The 20,523-nt window shown below is 71.9% G+C and carries 19 protein-coding genes and 1 tRNA gene; 12 read left to right on the top strand and 8 right to left on the bottom strand.

The annotated features are described in order from the left end of the window. Positions 1-67 precede the first annotated feature (67 nt). The 5 genes from N0B31_RS14350 to N0B31_RS14330 all read left to right on the top strand — a co-directional run bounded on the left by N0B31_RS14350 (position 68) and on the right by N0B31_RS14330 (position 4,316). On the top strand, positions 68-496 hold the full coding sequence (locus tag N0B31_RS14350) for a DUF2267 domain-containing protein (RefSeq protein ID WP_260592312.1): 429 nt from the start codon (positions 68-70) through the stop codon (positions 494-496). A gap of 169 nt (positions 497-665) precedes the next feature. Continuing rightward, positions 666-884: a hypothetical protein gene (locus tag N0B31_RS14345; protein ID WP_260592311.1), complete on the top strand. Its 219-nt coding sequence runs from the start codon at positions 666-668 to the stop codon at positions 882-884. A gap of 84 nt (positions 885-968) precedes the next feature. Further along, positions 969-1,967, top strand: coding sequence for an aldo/keto reductase (locus N0B31_RS14340; RefSeq protein ID WP_260592310.1), 999 nt, complete (start codon positions 969-971; stop codon positions 1,965-1,967). Positions 1,968-2,038: 71 nt separating this feature from the next. Beyond that, positions 2,039-3,058 (top strand): amidohydrolase family protein, encoded by a 1,020-nt coding sequence (locus tag N0B31_RS14335; protein WP_260592309.1) that lies wholly within the window; start codon positions 2,039-2,041, stop codon positions 3,056-3,058. A 349-nt stretch (positions 3,059-3,407) separates the two neighbouring features. Continuing rightward, positions 3,408-4,316 (top strand): hypothetical protein, encoded by a 909-nt coding sequence (locus tag N0B31_RS14330; protein ID WP_260592308.1) that lies wholly within the window; start codon positions 3,408-3,410, stop codon positions 4,314-4,316. A gap of 10 nt (positions 4,317-4,326) precedes the next feature. Here N0B31_RS14330 and N0B31_RS14325 read toward each other — a convergent pair whose 3' ends face one another. Beyond that, complete coding sequence (locus N0B31_RS14325; protein WP_260592307.1) at positions 4,327-5,382, bottom strand: alpha/beta fold hydrolase; 1,056 nt, start codon at positions 5,380-5,382, stop codon at positions 4,327-4,329. A 446-nt stretch (positions 5,383-5,828) separates the two neighbouring features. Between N0B31_RS14325 and N0B31_RS14320 the strand changes: the two genes are divergently transcribed. Next, the gene (locus tag N0B31_RS14320) at positions 5,829-7,838 is read left to right on the top strand and encodes an ABC transporter substrate-binding protein (RefSeq protein ID WP_260592306.1); all 2,010 of its coding nucleotides are present in this window, start codon (positions 5,829-5,831) and stop codon (positions 7,836-7,838) included. 132 nt (positions 7,839-7,970) lie between these two features. On the opposite strand, the gene N0B31_RS14315 is transcribed toward N0B31_RS14320, so the two are convergent. Further along, positions 7,971-8,750, bottom strand: a complete 780-nt coding sequence (locus N0B31_RS14315; protein ID WP_260592305.1) for an SDR family NAD(P)-dependent oxidoreductase — start codon at positions 8,748-8,750, stop codon at positions 7,971-7,973. Between the two features lie 3 nt (positions 8,751-8,753). After that, complete coding sequence (gene hisD, locus N0B31_RS14310; RefSeq protein ID WP_260592304.1) at positions 8,754-10,094, bottom strand: histidinol dehydrogenase; 1,341 nt, start codon at positions 10,092-10,094, stop codon at positions 8,754-8,756. A gap of 121 nt (positions 10,095-10,215) precedes the next feature. Here hisD and N0B31_RS14305 point away from each other — a divergent pair, with 121 nt between their 5' ends. Both N0B31_RS14305 and N0B31_RS14300 read left to right on the top strand, forming a co-directional pair. Further along, the gene (locus tag N0B31_RS14305; RefSeq protein WP_260592303.1) at positions 10,216-10,896 is read left to right on the top strand and encodes a ribonuclease HI family protein; all 681 of its coding nucleotides are present in this window, start codon (positions 10,216-10,218) and stop codon (positions 10,894-10,896) included. A 52-nt stretch (positions 10,897-10,948) separates the two neighbouring features. Further along, positions 10,949-11,683, top strand: coding sequence for an SDR family NAD(P)-dependent oxidoreductase (locus N0B31_RS14300; protein ID WP_260592302.1), 735 nt, complete (start codon positions 10,949-10,951; stop codon positions 11,681-11,683). 16 nt (positions 11,684-11,699) lie between these two features. On the opposite strand, the gene N0B31_RS14295 is transcribed toward N0B31_RS14300, so the two are convergent. From N0B31_RS14295 to N0B31_RS14280, 4 genes are all read right to left on the bottom strand, one after another. Then, a complete protein-coding gene (locus N0B31_RS14295; protein ID WP_260592301.1) occupies positions 11,700-12,530 on the bottom strand; it encodes a VOC family protein in 831 nt (276 codons plus the stop codon). A 185-nt stretch (positions 12,531-12,715) separates the two neighbouring features. After that, positions 12,716-12,799, bottom strand: a tRNA-Ser gene (locus N0B31_RS14290). Between the two features lie 7 nt (positions 12,800-12,806). Further along, positions 12,807-12,947, bottom strand: a complete 141-nt coding sequence (locus N0B31_RS14285) for a zinc finger HIT domain-containing protein (RefSeq protein WP_260592300.1) — start codon at positions 12,945-12,947, stop codon at positions 12,807-12,809. Positions 12,948-12,978: 31 nt separating this feature from the next. Continuing rightward, the gene (locus N0B31_RS14280) at positions 12,979-14,325 is read right to left on the bottom strand and encodes an ATP-grasp domain-containing protein (protein ID WP_260592299.1); all 1,347 of its coding nucleotides are present in this window, start codon (positions 14,323-14,325) and stop codon (positions 12,979-12,981) included. Between the two features lie 273 nt (positions 14,326-14,598). On the opposite strand from N0B31_RS14280, the gene N0B31_RS14275 reads away from it, so the two are divergent. From N0B31_RS14275 to N0B31_RS14265, 3 genes are read left to right on the top strand one after another with little or no spacing between them, the layout of a single operon-like run. Further along, positions 14,599-15,264, top strand: coding sequence for a hypothetical protein (locus tag N0B31_RS14275; RefSeq protein WP_260592298.1), 666 nt, complete (start codon positions 14,599-14,601; stop codon positions 15,262-15,264). Positions 15,265-15,314: 50 nt separating this feature from the next. Then, on the top strand, positions 15,315-16,733 hold the full coding sequence (locus N0B31_RS14270; protein ID WP_260592297.1) for an MATE family efflux transporter: 1,419 nt from the start codon (positions 15,315-15,317) through the stop codon (positions 16,731-16,733). Between the two features lie 48 nt (positions 16,734-16,781). Then, entirely contained in the window at positions 16,782-17,963 is a 1,182-nt protein-coding gene (locus N0B31_RS14265; RefSeq protein WP_260592296.1) for a PQQ-dependent sugar dehydrogenase, read from the top strand. A gap of 31 nt (positions 17,964-17,994) precedes the next feature. On the opposite strand, the gene N0B31_RS14260 is transcribed toward N0B31_RS14265, so the two are convergent. Next, positions 17,995-19,944, bottom strand: a complete 1,950-nt coding sequence (locus N0B31_RS14260; RefSeq protein ID WP_260592295.1) for a sensor histidine kinase — start codon at positions 19,942-19,944, stop codon at positions 17,995-17,997. Between the two features lie 165 nt (positions 19,945-20,109). Here N0B31_RS14260 and N0B31_RS14255 point away from each other — a divergent pair, with 165 nt between their 5' ends. Next, on the top strand, positions 20,110-20,514 hold the full coding sequence (locus N0B31_RS14255; protein ID WP_260592294.1) for a DUF8147 domain-containing protein: 405 nt from the start codon (positions 20,110-20,112) through the stop codon (positions 20,512-20,514). Positions 20,515-20,523 lie beyond the last annotated feature (9 nt).

The raw sequence follows: 20,523 nt of genomic DNA, 5'->3' as shown, positions 1-20,523 counted from the left end.
CAGTCGGTTATCACGTCGTGGGACGCGCCGTCCCGATTGACGTGACCCCTCGTCCAACCCAGAGCGCATGGACTTCGACGAGTTCACCGGAGAGATACAGCACCGACTCGAACTGCCGGGGACCGGCGAGACCGTCCGGACCATCCGGGCGACGCTGCTGACGCTGGGTCAGCGGCTCCCCGAGGAGTACGCCGAGGACCTCGCCGCGTCGCTCCCGCTCGAGGTCAAGTGGTACCTGACTGGGGCGGTCCACGAACACGGCCAGCGCTTCGACTGGACGGAGTTCCTCGCCCGGGTCAGCGACATCGAGGGGTCGGAGCCGGCCGACGCGGCCTACCACGCCCGGGTCGTGATGGACCTCGTCCACACGGTGGTGCCGGCGTCGGACTTCCAGCAGTTGCGCGACTCCCTGCCCGAGGACCCGGCCGACGAGAACTGGGCCAAGCTCTTCGAAGTCGTCGACGCCGGTGGCTGGCACGAGACCCAGGAGAGCTGATCGGGGTCGGCCGCCGCGCTCGGGCGACACCCCTCGGCGACCGGGCGCCGCACGCTCGTCGGGGCGGTCCGGTTTGGACGGCCGACGGTTCGGCGCGGGGTATTCTACCACGAGCTATCGCGTGCAACCGAACCGCGCCGATTTGCCCGCCCAGTGCGTCTCCACCCCCATGGCCAGCACCGACCGCGCCATCGCCGGCCTCGACCTCCCGTACCTGCTCACCTTCGTCGGCCTCGTGGGTGGGTTGCTGGTGCTCCTGCTGGCACCGCTCCCCTCTGCGGCCCTCAACGTCCTCGTCGGCGGCGCCCTGCTCGCGGTGGCCGTCGGCAGCGTCGTCTACATGATCGTCGAGTTCAGCGGGCCGGGCGAGCGCGGCCCGGACTTCTGAGGCCGAGCCAGGTCCTTTCGGCCCCGTCTCGGAGCCCCGGTTTCCCTACACTTTTCGCGCCGACGCGACTACCCGGAGCCGGACATGGACCTCGACTTCGTGCGGATGGGCGACACGGGACTGCAGAGTAGCGAGATACAGTTCGGCACGTGGCGCTTCGGCAAGGAGACCGAGGAGGGCAACGTCGAGATCGACGAGGAGCGCGCGCACGAACTGCTCGACGCCTACGCCGAGGCGGGCGGCCGGTTCATCGACACGGCCGACGTCTACGGCGGCGGCAAGTGCGAGGACTGGATCGGCGACTGGCTCGCGCAGAGCGAGTACGACCGCGAGGAGTTCACCATCGCCTCGAAGATCTACTGGCAGATCCGCGAGGGTGATCCGAACAGCCGCGGGACGAACCGGAAGAACGTCCGGCACCGAATCGACGCGCTGCTCGACCGCCTCGGCACCGACTACGTGGACGTGCTCTACATCCACCGCTGGGACGACGACACGCCGGCTCGCGAGATGATGAAGACGCTGAACGGTCTCGTCGAGGACGGGAAGGTCCACTACCTCGGGACCTCGACGCTCGTTCCGAACGAGTGGAAGGTGGCGAAGGCCAACGAGATCGCCCTCGCGGAGGGCTGGGAGCCGTTCACGGTCGCCCAGCCGCGGTACAACCTCGTCGACCGCGAGGTCGAGGGTGGCTACCTCGAGATGACCGACGACTACGGCATCGCGGTCTGTCCGTGGTCGCCGCTCGGGCAGGGGTTCCTCACCGGGAAGTACGACCGTGAGGACGGGCTCGTCGGCGAGTCGCGGGCCGCGGAATCCAGCCGCTTCCGCGAGGGCTACCTCACCGAGGAGAACTTCGACGTGCTGGACGAACTCGAAGCGGTGGCCGAGGAGGTGGGCGCGACGGTCGCGCAGACGGCCATCGCGTACCACATGCACCACGACTCCATCGCGGCGCCCATCATCGGCGCCCGGACCGTCGAGCAACTGGAGGAGAACCTCGGGGCGGCCGAGGTGGCCCTCTCCGACGAGCAGGTCGAGCGCCTGCGCGAGGCGAAGGGCGGGCCGTACAGCGACATCTAGGGCGGGCCGTACCGCGACATTCTGGACGGGCGGCACGAGACCGATATAGGCGTCCGGCACGAGCGGTCGGTATGGAACACGTGGAGGGGACCATCCTCGCCGGCCGGTCGTTCGAACCGGTCCGCGGCAGGGTCGTCGTCGAGGAGGGTCGTATCGCGGCCGTCGAGGAGACCGAGACGGCGTCGACGAGCATCGTCCTGCCGGCGTTCGTGAACGCGCACACCCACGTCGGTGACTCCGTCGCCAAGGAGGGTGCCGTCGGGCTGGGGCTGGAGGACGCGGTCGCCCCGCCCGACAGCCTGAAACACCGGCGGCTGACCGACGCCGACCACGAGACGCTGGTGGGCGAGATGCACCGCACGTTCCGCTACATGGAGCGGACCGGGACCGCCGCGTTCCTCGACTTCCGGGAGTTCGGCGTCGAGGGGACCCGGGCACTGCGCGAGGCGGCAGAGGGCCTCGACATCGAGCCGTTCGTCTTCGGGAGCGACGACGCGGCCGTCCTCGACGTGGCCGACGGGTTCGGCGCCAGCGGGGCGAACGACGCCGACTTCTCCGCCCTTCGGGCGGCCGTCGCCGAGCGGGACCGCCCGTTCGCCATCCACGCCGGCGAACCCGACGCCACCGACATCCACCCCGCGCTGGACCTCGACCCGGACCTGCTCGTCCATATGGTCCACGCCGAGGCCGAACACCTCGAACGGGTCGCCGAGCAGGCGGTCCCCATCGCCGTCTGTCCGCGGGCGAACCTCGTCCTCGGGGTCGGTCGGCCACCCATCGAGACCCTGCTGGAGTACACCGACGTGGCGCTCGGGACGGACAACGTGATGCTCAACTCGCCGTCGATGTTCCGCGAGATGGCCTACACGGCGAAGACGTTCGACGTGAGCGCCACCGAGGTGCTCCGCATGGCGACGACGGCCGGCGCCGAGGCGGTCGGCCTCGACTGCGGAGTCGTCGAACCGGGCCGTCGTGCCGCTCTGCTGGTCCTCGACGGGGACTCGGACAACCTCTCGGCCGTCGCGGACCCCGTCGAGGGCGTGGTCCGCCGGGCGAGCGCGCTCGACGTCGAGCGCGTCGTCCTCCCCTGACCGCGGCCGCTCGCTCGCGGCGGAACTCGACCAGTCTTCCCCAGCACTGCCGACCACGCTGCCGACGCTCGTGAGTGTGACCGTCTACCTCGCCGAGAGGTCAGCCGGCGTGCCCGTCGGTTCACGCGGCGAGCAACCCAAGTACGCCCCCCACGACCGCCGCGAGCGCCAGCGTGGTCGGGAGGGCGAGTGCGGTTCCGACTACTGCCATCGCGCCGTGGTAGAGGAGGAAGCGGTCCACGACGGGTCGGCGGTCGCTGTCCCGAAGAACGTTCGGCCGGGGCGAGAAACCGCCCGATACGCCGCCGTCACGCAGGACTTTTCCGTCCGCTGTCACCACGTAATCCCGATGCGACTCGGTCCCCGCCCCTCCAGCCGAGCACTGGCTACGGTCGCCCTCGCCCTCCTGCTCGCGACGGCCGGCTGTAGCGGACTCACTGGAACCCCGACCCCGGAGACATCGACACAGACCACGACGCCGACGGCCGCCCCGACGGCGACGCCCGCCGCGACCCCGTCACCGACCGCCACGCCGACCGCGACGGCGACTGCCACCCCGTCGTCGACCCCGACGCTCCCCCCGACGGACACCGCACGGTCCGTCGCGCTCCCCGCTGGCGTCACCGCCGACGGCGTGGCGAACGCCAGCCGCGTGGTCGCGACGCACCAGCAGAACCTCGTCCGCACGCCCGGACGGCTGGCCCACACCACGAACACGACGGTCGCCGGCGACCCACTCCGGACCACCACGACGGCCGTCGCGACGTCGAACCTCTCGGCGGTGCGCTACGAGACAGTCGGACGGCTCGCCCGCCCGAACGCCACCCGGAACAGCACGACCGTCATCTACGCCAACCAGACGGCCGTGCGGCAGTACGCCGTCGTGAACGGGAACGTGACGCTGAACAACACGCGGAACCGGACCGACACGTTCGACGTGGCGGTCCGCGGGCTCTCGACCGGCGTCAACCCCCTCCGTGGGCTGCTCCAGCGCGGGAACTTCACGGTCGCCTCGGTCTCGACGGTGAACGGCACCGAGGTCGTCACGCTCCGCGCCGAGGAGTACGCCGGCGGTCGGCTCTACGACCCCGAGAACGTCGGCAGCTACGAGGCCACCGTCCGTATCACCGCCGACGGGACGGTCCGCAGCGCCAGCGAACATATCGTCGGGACGGACGACGCCCGGCGTGCGTACTACCACTTCGACCTCCGGTTCGCCTCCAGCCCAGTCACGCCCGACCCGGTCGACCGCGGTTGAACGCGCCCGCTCACTCACCGAGGAACTCGACCAGCAGCGACCGGAACCGCTCGGGGCGCTCGACGTGCGGCGAGTGCCCGACGCCCTCGAACACCTCCTCCGTGTACTGTCCCCCGTCCGCGGCGTAGGCGTCGAGGACGTCCCGGGTCTGGGCGTTCATCGGCTGGGGCGGGAAGACGTCCTCGCCCGGCCAGTCCGGGAGTTGGCCGGCCTGCCCGAGGAACCCGGCGTCGAAGAACGAGGTGTCCGAGACGACCTGGTCGGCGTCCCCGCGGACCCACAGCACGGGCGGTTTCGGGTCGATGTCGTCGAGCCCCGTGGTGTCGAAGTACTTCGGCGAGACGGCGTTGAGCACGCCGTGCTCGCCGGGGGCGACGCCAGGCCAGTGCTCGGAGGGGGCCGAGTCGCCGGGGTAGTTCTCGTCGCCGACGGCCGTCTGGCACATCGCGTCGACGTACGCGTCGGCGAGCTCCGGGTCGAACTCGTACTCCGGCCCGACGTAGAACGCCTCCATCACGGTTCGCGGCGAGGCGTCCCCCTCGGCACTCGTGTCTCCCGCGGCGAGGCGCTCGACGAACTCCGGGTTGGCCAGTCCCGCGCCGGTCCCCGCGTGGTCGGGCTGACAGGGCGTTCCGTCGCGCGTCGTCCCCCCGAACCCGTACGGCGACATCGTGCTCACGAGCACCAGGTCGGTCAGCCGCTCCGGGTGGTCGATGGCGTACTGCATCGCAACCCCGCCGCCGATGGACCACCCTGCCAGCACGAACGAGTCGACGTCGAGCGCGTCGACGAGCGCCGCGAGGTCGTCGCTGAACTGGCCCATCCCCCGTGTCGCGTCGACCGGCTTCGTCTCCGAGTTCCCGTACCCGCGCATGTCGGGGGCGAAGACGAACCACTCGTCGGGCAGGTCGGCCATCAGTTCGGCCCAGAACCGCGAGGACGAGACGTTCCCGTGGAGCAGGCAGACCGACGTCCCGTCCCGGTCGCCCGAGACGAGGACGTGGGTGTCCAGGCGCTCCGTCGTCACGTACTGTGCGTCGACCGACGATGGCAGTGAACGGGCCATGGTATCAGTTCGCACGCTGACAGCATCAATCTAGTCGCCGGCCGCGGCGGCCACCACGGTCCACGGACCGTACGCCGGTCGTCGCGCCGATACCGGTCGCGACGACGCGGCCGCACTCCCGGACGAGTACGAACGCGTGACCGAGATCTGAACGGTTCGCCCGTGGGTCCGGGTCGCGCGACACCCGTGTCGAGGACTCTCAGCCCCGGCACAGCGTGACCGAATCTCGACACGACGGTGTCGAGTCGCACGTGCGGTCGCTCAGCTCCTACGGAGACGGTCCGCTCCCGCGTCGAGCGACGGACCGTTCGGTCTCGGTGACTTACCAGACCTGCCCATAGAACTATACCGAGGCTCCCGGTAGCTCCCGGGCATGGGGGAAACGATTGCTGGTATTCACCCGGACGAACCGACCGCGTATCGACCGCTGGACGCGAGGGTCGAACGTGCGTGACGACGCGCCGCGCTCCGCGAGCAGACGCCGCTTCCTGGCGGCGCTCGGTGCCTCGGCCGCCGCGACGGGGCTGGCGGGGTGCAGTTTCCGGACGACCGGCGACGGCGTCTCGGTCGAACTCGGTGGCAGCGCCGGAGACGGCGACGGAGACACGCCGGCTCCGGCGACGCCGACGGACACCGCGATGCCGATGGCGACGACGACACCGACTCGTTCCCCCACACCGACCGCACGGCCGACGTCGACGCCGACCCGGACGCCGACACGAACCGCCACGTCGACGCCGACCCGGACGCCGACACGAACCGCCACGTCGACGCCGACCCGGACGCCGGCGCCGACCGCGACCCCCACGCCGACACGACGGGGCGGCACGCTCCAGTTGACCACGAGTTCGCTGACCGGGTTCGACCCCGCGATGGCGACCAACGAGGACACGCTCGCCGTCGTCGAGAACCTCTTCGACGGGCTGACGACGTTCCCGAACGGGGCCACCGACGCGCAGTTACAGTTGGCGACGGACGTCTCGCTCTCGGCCGACGCCCGGACGTACACCGTCTCGCTGGTCGACGGGGCGACGTTCCACGACGGCTCGCCGGTGACGGCCTCGGCGGTCGTCTACTCGTGGGAGCGTCTCGCCGCCTCGGAGCACTCCCGGAACGGCTACCTCCTCCTCGACTACCTCGGCGTCGAACACGACACCACGAACGGCGAGTACGACCCCGGCTCCATGGCCGTCCGGGCGGTGGACCGGACGACGCTGGAGTTCACGCTCGCCTCGCCGTTCGCCTCGACCCTCCAGCTGCTCGCGTTCCCACAACTCGCACCCATCCCGGAGGGCATCGTCGGCGACGTCGACGGCTACAGTGGCCGGATGGGGCACACGCAGTTCGTGGAGAATCCGGTCGGGAGCGGCCCGTTCGTCCTCGACCGCTGGACCCAGAACGACGAGGTGGTGCTCTCGCGGTTCGCGAACTACCACGGCCAGCCACCGGACCTCGACGGGATCCGCTGGACGGTGCTGAACGACACCTCGCAGCGCTACCAGTACGGCCAGAACCGGAGCGCGGACTTCGTCACCGTCCCGTCCGACGAGTACGACCGGGACGAGGTGTCGGTCACGCGGACGGACGACCGTGGCCGTCGGTTCGGGACCTACGGCCCGATGGCGAACGGAGCGACCGTCTCGTACCTCGCGGTCCCCACGCTCACGACGTTCTACGTCGGGTCGAACATGACCGTCGTCCCGAAACCGGTGCGGCAGGCGACCGCGTACGCGCTGAACCAGCACGAGACGGTCGAGCAGGTGCTGGACGGCCGGGCCGCCCCCGCGTACCACTTCACCCCGCCGGGCATCTACCCGGACCAGCAGTACGACGGCCACGCGAGTGGGTCGTACCCGTACGGTTACGACGAGACGAAACTCGCCCGTGCACGGCAGGTGATGGAGGACGCGGGGTACAGCGAGGCCAACCGCTTCGAACTGACGTTCACCCACTACCCGTCACAGACGGTCCGCGCCACAGCCGCCCTCCTCCGTGACAAACTCACCTCGGCCCACATCGACATGGAACTCGAGGAGGAGCCGTTCGCCACGTTCCTCAATCGGGGCCGGAACGGCAACCTCGAGATGTTCTGGTTCGGGTACGTCGCGGAGTGGCCGCGGCCCGACAGTTTCCTCCAGTACCTGAACCCGCCCGCGACCGACACCGCCGACCCGGACGTGGGCATCTACCTTGACTGGGAGGGCACCCAGTCCGCCGAGGACGCGAGGCGCGCGTGGGACCGTATCCGGTTCAACCAGGGGCCGAGCGACTCGGCCCGGCGGACCCGTGAGGCGGCCTACGTCGCCATGGAGGAGGCCAACTGGGAGGCCGCTGGGCTCGTCCCGGTCACGCACCCCGTCGACGAGCGCTTCGCGTACGACGGCGTGGACGTCGACCCGTTCGGCAGTCTCGGCCACACCTACCAGGAGTACGACCGCGTCGTCAAGACGCGCTGACTCGGCGCACGCCCGACGTGCGTCCCCAGCGACGCGGACTCCCACCCGCGTCGGGGCGAGCCACTCGCCCGGTCAGCCGCGGCGGTCGACCCTCCGGACGAGCAGGTCGAGCGCCTGCGGGAGGCGAACGGCTCAGTACCAGACGGTGCCGCCGTCGACGTTGATGTCCTGCGCGGTCACGTTCCGTCCCTTCTCGCTGGCGAGGTAGCCGACCATCTCGGCGACGGCCTCGGGGTCCGTCAGTCGGCCGAGCGCGGTGTCGTCGGTGAACACCGCCCGTTTCGCGTCCTCGAACGAGAGCCCGCGCCGTTCGGCCTGCCGCTCGATGACGCGGTCGATGCGGTCTCCACGGGTCGCGCCCGGACAGACGGCGTTGACCGTCACGTCGTCCCCGCCGAACTCGAACGCGAGGGTGCGGGTGAACCCGACGACCGCCATCTTCGAGGTGGTGTAGGGTGTCCGGTCGGCGAGCGGTCGCTTCCCGCTGATGGACGCGACGTTGACGACACTCCCCCGGTCGCTCGCCCGGAGGTGTGACGCGGCGTGCTTGACACAGCGGAACATCCCCGTCACGTTCACGTCCATCGTCCGCTCCCACTCCTCGACGGTGACCTCCTCCACGGGTGCGGTGGGCCCCGCGATACCCGCGTTGTTGACGAGACAGTCGAGGCCGCCGAACGTCTCGACAGTCCGCTCGACGGCGTCGGCGACCGACGTCTCGTCGGTCACGTCCGTCCGGACGGGGAGTGCCCGTGACTCGTCCTCGAACGCCGCGGCCGTCTCGTGGATGCCGTCGCCACGGGCGGCGAGCGCCACGCGTGCGCCCTCGGCCGCGAACTCGAGGGCGATGGCGCGGCCGATTCCCCCGCTCGCGCCGGTGACGAACGCGACGGTGTCGTCCAGGTCGCCCACGGCTCAGTCCTCCGACTCCGAGAGGTCGACGGCGCCCCCGGATTCCAGTTCGAGTTCGCGAGCGAGGGCACGACTCTCCGCCGACTGGATGCGCCGCTCGGCCGAGAGCTGGTGGGCGTGGGTCCCCTCCATCTCGCAGATCTTCGCGGCCCACGGCGCGATACTGTCGGCCCCCTCGGCCGTGAGGTGCTGGTGGGTCTGCACTTTCAGGTACGTCGTGACGTTGATACCGCCGCTGTAGCGGGCCACCTCCAGCGTCGGGAGCGTGTGGTTCGTCCCGACGGCCTTGTCGCCGAAGACCACGGGTGCGTGGTGCCCGAGGAACAGCGAGCCGTAGTTGTGGAGGTCCTCCAGCAACGCTCGCGGGTCGTCTGTCATCACCTGCAGGTGCTCGGGTGCCCACTCGTTGGCCACCGCCACGGCCTCCGACACGTCGTCGACGACCACCACCTCGCCGTTGTCGTCCCAGCTCTCGCGGGCGACGTCCTCGGTCCGGAGTGTCGACAGCTGGTCGTGGAGTTCGTCGACGGCCGCCGCCGCGAGGTCACGGTCCGTGGCGACGAGAATCGTCCGTGCGCGCGGGTCGTGCTCGGCCTGTGCGAGGAGGTCACCGGCGACGAGTTTGGGGTCGGCCGTCTCGTCCGCGAGTATCAGCACCTCGCTCGGCCCGGCGAGGAAGTCGATGCCGACGTGGCCGTACACCTGCCGTTTCGCCTCGATGACGAACACGTTCCCCGGCCCGGTTATCTTCTCGACGGCCGGGATCGACTCGGTGCCGTACGCCATCGCGGCGACGGCCTGTGCGCCGCCGGCGACGTATATCTCGTCGGCCCCGGCCCGGTCCATCGCGTAGAGCTGTGCCGGCTGGACGGAGCCGTCGGCCTGCGGCGGGGCACATGCGACCACCTCCTCGACCCCGGCGATGACCGCGGGGACGATGGTCATCGCCGGCGCCGCGACGAGCGGTTTCCGGCCGCCGGGGACGTAGACGCCGGCCCGCTCGATGGGCACCAGCCGCGTCCCGAGCGTGATGCCGTCGCCGAACTCCGTCTCGAACCCGTCGAGGTGGGCGAACTGCTCCTCGTGGAACGCCCGGACGTTCTCGATGGTGTTGTCGATGGTCCGTCGCTCGGCCGCCGTGAGTTCGGCCGCGGCCGCCTCGAGTTCGGCGTCGCTCACGCGCAGCGCCTCGCGCTCGACATCGTCGAACCGTCGTGTGAGTTCTCGAACGCCCGCGTCGCCGTCGTCTCGAACCGTGTCGACGATGTCGCGCACCGACTCGGTCACCTCGCGTGGGATCTCGAGCGACGCGTCGGCGGCCGACTTGAGGTACTCTCCGGACATGCGCCACCGTTTCACACGGGGGCGTAAAAACCCGGCCGACGACGGACCGCCACTACCCGCCGGGCGACCGACACCGATAGGGCCACTGCGAGACACGTGGGGCCATGACGCCGGTGGTGCCGTGACCGACCGCCTCCCGGCCGAGCCGCGCTCGCCGCTGGCCGAGCACGCGGACCGCGTCCTCGCACACCACGGCTACGACCTCGCGGCGGCCATCGACGCGGTGGACGCGGCCGTCCCCGGCATCGGCGGGCTGTTCGGCCCGAACACCTCGAGCGCCGACCTGCGGGCGGCGTTCGACGCCGTCCTCGACGAACCGGCGCCCGAGCGCACCCCGCCACCCCTCCGTGGCGACCGGCTCGTCCTGTACGTCGACGGGAGTTCGCGCGGCAACCCCGGCCCGGCTGGCGCGGGCGCGGTGCTGGTCGACGGCGTCCACACCCCGCCCGGTGACGTGCGGCTCGACCCCGACGTCGAGACGCTCGCGGAACTCGGCCGTCCGGTCGGCTCGAACAGCGGGAACAACGTCGCCGAGTACGCCGCGCTCCACCTCGGCCTCGACGCGGTCTGTCGGTGGTACCCCGACACGCCGCTGGAGGTCCGCATCGACTCGACGACCGTGATACGGAACGTCTGGGACGACGAGCCGCCGCACCCCGGCTGCGACGGCTACGCCGCGGCCATCCGCGACCTCCTTGGGCAGGTCCCCGCCCACGAGTGGACCCACCTCGCGGACCACGACCCGAACCCGGCGGACGCGCTGGCGACCGTGGGTGCGGACCTCGCAGCGCTCGGGCCCTGAGTCGTCACCCGGTCGGGGGAACCGTCTTGTCCGTCCCCACCACTGACTAGCCGTGACACGACTCGACGACGACGTGATACTGGTGACGGGCGCGAGCCGAGGCCTCGGCCGCGAGATGAGCCTCCGCTTCGCCGAGGAGGGCGCACGGGTGGTCCTGCTCGCCCGCGACGAGGCCGAACTCGAATCGGTCGCCGCGGAGGCCGACGGCGAGACGCTCGTCACGCCTGCGGACGTGACCGACGGCGAGGCGGTCGCGGCGGCCGTCGACGACGCCCACGACCGGTTCGGCCGGGTCGACACCCTCGTCAACAACGCGGGCATCGGTCTGCTGAGTCTCGACGACGGTGGCAGCCCGCTGGCCGACATCGACCCCGAGCGCTGGCGGACCATCCTCGACGTGAACCTCACCGGCGTGTTCGAGTGCTCTCGGGCCGTCCTCCCCGGGATGGCCGAGCGCGGTGAGGGGAACGTCGTCAACATCTCCTCCGGACTCGGTCGCCGGGCCGCGCCCGGCTACGCCCCCTACGTCGCCTCGAAGTTCGGGCTCGAGGGGCTGACGAAGACGACGGCGCTGGACTACGAGGACGCTGGAGTCAACGTGAACGCGCTCGACCCCGGCGGCCGCGTGAACACCGCCTTCTGGGACCACCTGCCGGACGAGGAACGCCAGTCCATCCTCCAGCCTGACGTGATGAACGAGGCCGCGGTGCTCCTCGCGGCGCAGGGGCCGGGCGGGGTCACGGGCGAGTCGATGGCGGCCGACGACTGGGAGGCGCGGCTGGGCTGAGTCCGCCCGTCCCGGTTCAGGCCCCCTCGACCAGCCCGAGGTGTCGGAGCCCGCCGAGGCCGTCGGGGTCGAGCCACGCGGCCTCCCGCTCGCCCCACGGCTCCCTCGTCAGGACGGGATACCGGTCGGTCACGCCCGCCTCGGCCTCGAAGAGGTAGGCACACGGGCTGGCACCCACGGTCTCGAGTCGCTCGGCGAGCCACCCGTCACCGAGCGGCGCCGCCAGCGCGACCGGGGCGTCCGGGAACCGGGCCACCCGTGCCCCGAGTCGTTCGCTCTCGTCCGCCGTCGGCGCCCCGAGGTCGAACGCGGCCCGGAGTCGCTCGCTCGCCGCCTCGAGGGTCGGGACGCCGACCACGACCGTCTCGATTCCCGTGACGCCAGTCCCGGCCCTCGGGTCGCCGACGCGCCACTCCCGCGGAGTCGTGTCCGCGATGCAGAACGGCAGGACAGCCCCCGGTTCGCCGCCACCGAGGTAGACGAGTTCCCACGCCAGTCGGGTCCCGTCGGGGCGCTCGCGGGCGAACTCGTGCGGGCCGTCGACGGCGACGCCGCGGTCACGGAGCGTCTCGGCCGCCTCGCCTGCGTCGGGCACCCGGACGCACCACGCGCAGGGGCCAGCGTCGGTCCGGATGTGGGCGTCCCACCACGGCGAGGCCGCGCCCGCCTCGCGCGTCGAGATGCACTCGAGGTAGGTCCCGTCGGGGAACGGCAGGGTCGACATGTGCGTGACGCCGTTCGAGTGGGTGCCGCCGTAGGTCGGGTCGAGGCCGACGCCCGAGAACGCCGCGTCGAGTGCGTCGAGCGACCGCCCGGCGACGGTGACGTGGTCGAGACGGAGGTCCATACCACGCCTCCTCGCCGGGCCGGCAAAACCGTTCGTGGCCACCGCTCAGTGTCGTTCGCGGGGCGACGGTGGAGGTGGGATTCGAACCGGACCCGGACGTGCTCTCTCGCGCCGCTCGTTGCGCGCGACCGGTAGGGTTCGAATCCACTGTCTCTCGCCACCGCTCACTGTCGTTCGCGGGGCGACGGTGGAGGTGGGATTCGAACCCACGTGGCCTCTCGGCCACCCGCTTTCCAGGCGGGCACCTTGGTCCGCTCGGTCACTCCACCACGCCGCTCACGGGACCGCCGCGGCACAGTCGGTACAGAGCCCCGTCTCCTCGTCGTAGTGCGCCGGACACACCAGCGCGCCACAGCGCCGACACTGGTACGCCGCGGGTGCCGATTCGCAGATCTGACAGAGCGTCTCGAGGCTCACCGCGCTCCCCTCCGGTGGCGTCGGGCTGCGGTCACTCCTCGTCCACCCGGCGCTGGACGTCGACGTGGTAGCCCCGGAGGACGTCGCGCCCGAGGAGGACGGGATAGCGCATGTGGCTCCGGTCCTCGACGCTGGCGGTGGTGGTGTGCCACCGGCCGCCGACCTTCACCGAGAGGTCGACGAGCGGCCGCTTCGTGCCGCTCTGGGTCGTCCCCGACCGCACTCGTGTCGTGCCGACGAGCGGGCCCGCACCGACGGCCGCGGCGAGGTCCACGTCGATACTCGTCCGCCGGGCACCGGTGTCGGCCTTGGCGACGGCGTGCTCGAGCGCTCCCCCGCCGCTCACGACCACGCTCTCGGTGTAGCCGACTGTCTCGGGCGCCGTGGGCGCCGCCGCCGGCGCCGGCCGGCACTCGGGGACGCTGTCGTCGAGCGTGGTGACGAGTTCGGCCACCCGGTCGTCGTCGACCCGCCCCTCCGCTCGCTCGATGGCGAGGCGGGCGATGGCGGGCGCGGGGCTCACGCCGGTCGCCTCGAACAGCCCCTTGAACCCGGCCGTGGCGTTCACCTCGAGGACGTACCACTCCCCGTCGCGCTGGAGCAGGTCGACGCCGGCGTAGTCGAGGCCGAGGACGGCCGTCGCGTCCCTCGCGAGGTCGCTGGCCTCGGCCGGGAGGTCGTCGGTGAAGTCCTTGACCTCGCCGCCGAGCGCCACGTTCGTCCGCCACTCGCCGGCCGGCGCGTACCGCTTCATCGCGCCGACGACCCGGTCGTCGACCACGTAGACGCGGACGTCGAACGGCCGGCCCTCGCCAGCGTCGAAGAACTGTTGGAGGAACGCCCGCCGCCGGGCGACGGTCGGCGCGACGGCCTCGTCGGCCTCGACGACCGTCATCCGCCCGCCGTTCGTCCCGATGGCCGGCTTGTGCACCGTCCGCCCGTCGACGGGGGCGTCCTCGTTGATTGTCCGGTGGGCGAACGCCATGTAGGCGTCCGGGACGGGGAGGCCGGCGGCGGCGAGCGTGGCCGCGGCGCCGTACTTGTGGACCGCCCGCAGCACGGCGTCGGGGGCGTTCAGCACGGGCCGGGCGGCGTCGTAGCTCGCCGCCACCCCGAGGTCGTCGAGCGGGTGCGAGGCCTTCGTCGTCAGCAGCCGGTTCGCCACGACGTCCACGTCGGGATCGAAGTGGACCCGCCCGTCGGCCGTCCACGTCCGGGTGTTCTCCTCGCGGAGCCAGACCGGCTCGTGCCCAAGCGCCCGGACCGCGTTGAGGATGGCCTTCGTCTCCTTGCTGTTGTGGAAACTCAACACCCCGACCCGGACGCCCGTCGGGGGTACCTGTCCGTCCGTTCTGTCCGCGGAGAAGGCCTCGCTCATACGCTAGCTCGGCGGTCCTCGGTGTTAGGTCGGGGCGGTCGTTCCCAGGAGACGAGAAGTGATAGCATTCAGCATAGCTCGTCACACAACGAACACACGCTCTGTCCGACTCCGGGCCGTGGGCCGTCGCAGTCGGCCGCTCGGGGCCGTCGACGGAAAGTAACGTATCGGTGTTATTTCTCCCCTACGAGACGGTGGGGGTCCGCGTTCGGGCGACGGGGGAGTCGACGACGACGGACAGACCTACGGTCCGGCCGGTCCTGCCCCCGACAGATGCCCTCCAGCACCGTCGACCCGCCAGACGAGGCGGTCGCCGTCGCCGAGCGGTACCGTCGTCTCGAACGCCCGCTGAGCACCGGGTTCGCGCTCCTCGTCGCCGCCGGCGGTGCGGCCGTCGCGTTCGCGTTCCTCCCCGGCCTGCAGGCCGCGCTCGCCGTCGTCGTGCTCGCTGCCGCCGTCCAGTTCCCGACGTTCACGTCCGACGGCACCGCCCGCCTCCGGACCGACGCCCGTCCCGAGACGGTCCGGGAGGCGTTCGCGGGACCGACGCCCCCTGTCCTCGCCTTCCAGTGGGGCATCGCCGACACCGTCCGCCGGACCGACGACGGCGCCGTCTACGAACTCTCGTACCTGCTCGGGCTGCGGTCGGTCGAGATGCGCGTGGCGGCGACCACGGACGGCGACGCCGCCAGCGACGCACTCGAACTCCGGGTCACCGCCGACGGCGAGCCGTGGGCGACCTACCGGGTCTCGGTCGCCGAGGCGGGAGACGACGGGGGGACGGTCGTCGACGTGACGGTGGACTCGGACCGCCGGTTCGGTCCGAACCGCGTCCCGCAGTGGCTCGTCGCCGAGCGGTACCGCGAGGCGGCGCTCGCCGCGCAGGGGTACACGGTCGAGCGTCGGGACCACTCGCTGTCGCTCCGCCGGTCGGGGTGAGGGGCTTCCGCGACGACAACGGCTAAACGCCGCTCGCCCGTCGTCCCGACGTGTCCTGGCTCCGCCGACTGGCCGGTCTGCTCGCCGGCGCGAACGTCATCGCGGAGCCGCGGCTGGCGGAGACGGTCGACCTCTCGTGGCCCCGTGTGGTCACCGGCTTCGCCATCATGTCGAAACGCACCGTCGACCTCGCCATCGTCGGCATCGCGGTGGGCGCCGAGGCCGTCGCCGGTCTCACCGTCGCCAACGCGTTCTGGACGGTCGGGAAACTCGCGTTCATCGGGCTGGCCGGTGGGACGCTCGCGCTCGTCTCACAGAACTACGGTGGTGGCGAGAACGACCGCGCCCGTGCGGTGGTCGTCGCCAGCCTCGCGCTCGCGGCGGCGCTCTCGATACCGGTCGCAGCCCTGTTCGGCCTCGGCGCCCGGCCGCTCGTCGACGTCGTGGGGAGCGCCCCCGACGCGGCCCGCTACGGCGCCATCTACCTCGCCTTCGTCGCGCCTGGCCTCGTCTTCGAGGCGCTGAACCTCGTCGCCTCGCGGACCTACGCCGGCGTCGGCGACACCCGCACCCCGATGGCCATCCGGGCCGCCGGCGCCGCCCTCAACGTCGTCCTCAGCGCGACGTTCGTCTTCGGCCTCGGGATGGGCGTCGCGGGTGCCGGTCTGGGGACGGCGCTCGCCACCGGTCTCGTCGCCGTCATCTTCGCGTGGGGGATGGTCGGCCGGAGCTACGGCGGCCGTGGTGCCAGCCCCATCCCGGTCGGTCTCGGCCCGTGGCCGGAGCGCGACCTCCTCGGACAGCTGGGACGGGTCTCCGCTCCGCTCGTCGCCCGCCGGGTCGCACAGGGCGTCGCCGTGTTCCCGCTGCTGGCCATCGCCGCGACGTTCGGTTCGGTCGTCCTCGCCGCCGTGGGGGTCGCCCGACAGGTTCGCCAGTTGCTCGGGAGCTTCACGTGGGGGTTCTCCATCGCCTCCTCGACGCTCGTCGGGCAGGCGCTCGGCGCGGCGGACGAACCGCTGGCGCTGGCCTACGGCCGCGAGATAACGAAGCTCTCGCTCGTCGTCTACACGCTGGCGGCGGTGGCCGTCGTCGCGCTCGCGGACCCCGTCGCGGCCGTCTTCGTCGACGACGGCGCCGTCGCGGTGACCGCCACGTTCGTCGCTGTCGCGGCGCTCTCGTCCATCCCGCTCGGGGTCGACGGCTCCGTGACGGGCGCGCTGCGCGGCGCCGGCGACACGCGCGTCCCGTTCCTCGCCACGCTCGCCGGACTCTACCTCGTCACGCTCCCGGTGGCGTGGCTCGGGACGGTGACGGCGCTCGGGCCGACCGCACTCCTGCTCGCGCTGCTGGCCGAGACGGGCGTCCCCGTCCTCGTCAACGTCGCACGGTTCCGGACCGGCGCGTGGCTGACCGTGAGCCGCGCCTACCGGCCCGGGGGTGAGGGCGACGCCGAGACCGGCGACTGACCGGCCGGCTTCGCGCTGCTCATGTGGCTGCCGCCCCCACCTCGGGGTATGCAACGACGACGGTACCTCGCGCTCGCGGGGGCGGCCGGCCTCGGCTCGCTCGCCGGCTGTCTCGGCGCCCTCCGTGGCGACGGTACCCGGTCCCCGACGCCCGACGCGGCCAACACGGCGGTCGAGGTGGCGCTCGACGGCCTCTCGAGCCCGTGGGGGCTGGCGTTCCTCCCCGACGAGTCCGGCCTGCTCGTCACCGAACAGGGCGGTCGGCTCCTGCTCGCCGACCCGGCCACGGGTGACCGGACCGCGCTCTCCGGCGTCCCCGAGGTCCACGCCCGCGGACAGGGCGGTCTGCTCGACGTGACGACCCACCCCGAGTTCGAGTCGAACGGGCTGGTCTACCTCACCTACTCGGTCTCTGGCGAGGGCGGGTCCTCGACCCGTCTCGGCCGCGGGCGTCTGGACCGCGAGAACGGGCGTCTCACCGACTTCGAGCCGCTCTACACCGCCCGGCCGTTCGTCCAGTCGAGCGGGCACTACGGCTCGCGCGTCGTCTTCGACCGCGAGGGCTACGTCTACGTCAGTGTCGGCGACCGGCAGTTCAAGAACTTCGGCCCGGACCACGTCGGCCAGACGCTCGACGACGACCTCGGGTCCGTGCTACGCCTGCACGACGACGGCTCCATCCCCGCGGACAACCCCTTCGTCTCCGACCCGGAGGCGAGCGACGCGATATGGACCTACGGCAACCGGAACCCGCAGGGACTGACCGTCCACCCCGACACCGGCGAGGTGTGGGAGACGGAGTTCGGCGAGCGCGACGGCGACGAGATCAACGTCCTCGAACGCGGGGCCAACTACGGCTGGCCGGTCGCCGACAACTCCTGTGGCTACGGCTCGAACGACCCGGTCGGCGTCTCGCACGACGAGCGCGAGGACGTGGTCGCCCCCGTCTACGGCTGGCCCTGCGGCACCGGCGGGTTCCCACCCAGCGGCGCCACCTTCTACGACGGCGACGCCTTCCCCGAGTGGCGGGGCGACCTGTTCGTCGCCGGGCTGGCCGGGCGCTATCTGGCACACTTCACCGTCGACGGCCGGGCGGTGACCGAGGTCGGCTCCCTGCTCGCCGACCGCGACCAGCGCATCCGGGACGTGACCGTCTCGCCGGTGACGGGCCACCTCTACGCGGCCGTGGACGCCGGCGACGCGCCCGTCCTCCGCGTCGTGCCGGGGTGACCCCGCGCTCGGACCACCCTCCGTCCCCGCCTCAGTCCACGGCCGTCGACCGCGACGGGGTGCCGTCGGCCGGCCGCCCCGACGACCGCGACCGCTCGACCGGAATCGCCTGTCGCGCGTCCGTGCCCGTGAGGTCGGGGTCGCGTTCGTCGTCGGTCCCGCCCTCGTCTCCCTCGCCGCCACCGGGTTCGGCCGCCGGGAGGCGGACGACGACGACGTTCCCACGTGGGTCGTTGGATTCGTACTCGACCTCGCCGCCGGACTCGGCGACGATCCAGTTCACCAGCCACAGCCCCAGGCCGCTCGCCTCCTCGAGCGTCGCGCCGTCGCCGCCGACGAGGACCGCCCGGTCGCGCTCGGGGATGGTCGGCCCGTCGTCGGTGACGCGCACCTCGACCCACGGCCGGCCCTCGCGTTCGGTCCGGACGACCGACACCCGGACCCACGGCCGGTCGGCGTCGTTGTGCTCGATGGCGTTCTCGACGAGGTTGTCGACGGCCGAGGAGACGAGGTCGGTCGCGAGGACGCGCTCGGCCGCGGGGAGCGCCGTCTCCACCTCGGCCTCGGGGTGCGAGCGGCGGGCGGCCCGCACCTGCTCGTCGACGACGCCGACGATGTCGATCGGCGAGCAGGTCGGGGCGCCGTGCTCCAGCGTCTGCTCGACGTCACGGACCGTCTCGACGAGATCGAGTGAGCCGGCGGCCCGCTCCGAGATGACCGTGGCGTACTCCTCGGCGCCGTCGAGGTCACGGAGGAGTCGGGCGTAGCCGGCCATCACGCTGAGATCGTTGCGCAGGTCGTGACGCAGGACCCGGTTGAGGACGGCGAGCCGGAGTTCGCGGCGACGGCGCTCGGTCACGTCCCGGAGCGTGACGAGCCGCCCGACGCTCCTCGGTCCGTCGCCGGAGAGCGCCGCGACCCGCACCTCGTAGTGTCGCGTCGGGTCCGCCGTGGTCAACACGCCCACCTCGCTGTGCGGGTCGGTCCCGCCGTCGGGGAGCACCGCGGCGAGGTCGGGGGCCACGTCCGTCACCGGCGCACCGACGGGGTCGGTCCCCTCGGTGCCGAGCACCGACCGAGCGCTGGCGTTCAGGTCCACCACGAGGCCGTCGGGGGTGAGGACGACGACCGGGTCGGCCATCCCCTCGACGAGCTGGTCGCGGGCGGCCGCTCGGGCCGCGGGGTTGACGGCGAACAGGCGATAGCGCCGGAGGCCCCCGCCGAGTGCGACCGCGGAGACGACGAACGCGATGGGAGTGAAGTCGAGGGCGCCCGGGGAGAGCCGCAGGAGGTAGGCGACGTTCGCCAACCACGGGGCACCCACGCCGACGAGGAGGAGCGCCGTCTGCGCCCGGAACACGCGGACGCCGGTCGGCACCGACCGGAGCAACAGCACCGTCCCCGCCCCGAGGAGGACGTAGGCGTACGTCGACCAGATCCAGAACAGGGGGCCGTACGTGAGTGCCAGCACCTCCCCGGTGCCACCGGGTGCGAGCGTCGTCGACGCCCAGAAGAGGTCGTTGCTCCCGCTCGCCCACGGCAGGAACGCCGTGACGACGGCGGGGGCGGCCAGCAGGGCGACGGCCACGCGGGTCAGGTGGTGGTGTCGGCCGGTGTACGCCAGCGCGAACGCGAACCACGCGACCGGGACGGTGACGATGCCGAGGTACGAGAGCCGCCCGAGCAGGAGCTTCGCGCCGAAGGCCGACACCGACTGTTCCAGCCCGTAGGTCAGCGACCACCACGCCGCACCCAGCGCCAGCGCCAGCAACGCCAGCGCCCCCGGTGCCCGGCGCGAGCGCCACAGCACCACCGCGAACCCGACGGAGAGGACGGCCGCCGCGAACGCCAGCGGCGTGTAGAGGGCCACCGGCCACGTGGGATCACCCACCGTCGACTGGGCGACGCTATCGAGAGCTCCGCCGGCGCTCCCGACGGTGCTGCCGGGCGGCGCTCGTGTCGCTCCGATAGCACGATACACACGTGATACTGGCCTGCGGCGAGCATCACTCTTTCGCGCTCGAGAACGTGACCGACGGCCGTCTCGGCCCGCGTGACCGGGTCGAGGGTACAATCACTGTGGGCGGTTCTCACGGGACGGGAGCCGCGATACGGGTATTTCTGTCCGTATCACGTCTGGTCGCGCATGAACCTCAAGACCTTCTCGCTGGGTGCGGCGAGCGCCGTCACCACCTTCCTCGTCGTCGGTGCGGTCACCATCGCGGTGCTGAGTGGTCCGTTCGGCGAGTCGCCGGGCGTCGGTATCCTCGGCGTCCTCGCCGGCTTCGTCGTCGGACTCGGCGCCGGTGTCGTCGTCGCGGCGTTCGCCGGGCGTCTCTCCGGCGCGGCGCGGGCGGCGCTCGTCACCTACGCCACGTTCGGGGTCGCGTTCCTCGCCATCGCGGCGCTCCAGTACGTCAACGTCCCCGGGGCGGACGCGGTGTTCACCTTCCCGATCCACCTCGCGGTGAGCGCGCTCCTCGCGCTGGCCGCCGGGGCCGCCGTCTTCGGCCGGTTCGGACGGACGCCCGGCCGGAAGCCGAGCGTCTGAGCGCCGACC

Origin of the sequence: Salinirubellus salinus, from assembly GCF_025231485.1 — an archaeon.
Taxonomy (GTDB): Archaea; Halobacteriota; Halobacteria; order Halobacteriales; family Haloarculaceae; genus Salinirubellus; species Salinirubellus salinus.
This window is presented reverse-complemented; position numbering and strand designations above follow the sequence as displayed.

Coding starts and splice junctions, on each gene's coding strand:
- N0B31_RS14330 (WP_260592308.1), top strand. CDS start 3,408: ATGCGACTCGGTCCCCGCCCCTCCAGCCGAGCACTGGCTACGGTCGCC.
- N0B31_RS14275 (WP_260592298.1), top strand. CDS start 14,599: ATGCCCTCCAGCACCGTCGACCCGCCAGACGAGGCGGTCGCCGTCGCC.
- N0B31_RS14325 (WP_260592307.1), bottom strand. CDS start 5,382: ATGGCCCGTTCACTGCCATCGTCGGTCGACGCACAGTACGTGACGACG.
- N0B31_RS14340 (WP_260592310.1), top strand. CDS start 969: ATGGACCTCGACTTCGTGCGGATGGGCGACACGGGACTGCAGAGTAGC.
- N0B31_RS14295 (WP_260592301.1), bottom strand. CDS start 12,530: ATGGACCTCCGTCTCGACCACGTCACCGTCGCCGGGCGGTCGCTCGAC.
- hisD (WP_260592304.1), bottom strand. CDS start 10,094: ATGTCCGGAGAGTACCTCAAGTCGGCCGCCGACGCGTCGCTCGAGATC.
- N0B31_RS14280 (WP_260592299.1), bottom strand. CDS start 14,325: ATGAGCGAGGCCTTCTCCGCGGACAGAACGGACGGACAGGTACCCCCG.
- N0B31_RS14255 (WP_260592294.1), top strand. CDS start 20,110: ATGAACCTCAAGACCTTCTCGCTGGGTGCGGCGAGCGCCGTCACCACC.
- N0B31_RS14335 (WP_260592309.1), top strand. CDS start 2,039: ATGGAACACGTGGAGGGGACCATCCTCGCCGGCCGGTCGTTCGAACCG.
- N0B31_RS14345 (WP_260592311.1), top strand. CDS start 666: ATGGCCAGCACCGACCGCGCCATCGCCGGCCTCGACCTCCCGTACCTG.
- N0B31_RS14350 (WP_260592312.1), top strand. CDS start 68: ATGGACTTCGACGAGTTCACCGGAGAGATACAGCACCGACTCGAACTG.
- N0B31_RS14265 (WP_260592296.1), top strand. CDS start 16,782: ATGCAACGACGACGGTACCTCGCGCTCGCGGGGGCGGCCGGCCTCGGC.